The sequence below is a fragment of the Neisseria sp. P0001.S005 genome (assembly GCF_051963715.1).
Genome location: NZ_JBQCTZ010001087.1, coordinates 1 through 234, shown reverse-complemented (window position 1 = coordinate 234; position 234 = coordinate 1). Strand labels below are relative to the sequence as shown.

Here is a 234-nt window from a genome sequence, read left to right as displayed (position 1 = left end):
ATCATCCACTGTAAACGAACTTTCTTCAAAGGATAAATTGCAAAATTTGTTAAGCGGCTTAAAACACGACAAAGTTGGCACGTTCACAGCCAAAGCATTGGCTGACAATGCCGATGTGGTGGCAAATATTAGAGATGAGTTGCGAGAGACCTTACAACAACATCAGGCTCAAGAAGTTGCTCAAAATACTCCACAAGTTCAAGAACAGCGCAGCTATGGCGGTCGATCGTTTAG

At 42.7% G+C, this 234-nt stretch carries 1 pseudogene; it reads left to right on the top strand.

The window, feature by feature from the left end:
• A pseudogene (locus ACTHSP_RS24150) lies at window positions 1-234 on the top strand (CHAP domain-containing protein); the annotation flags it as partial.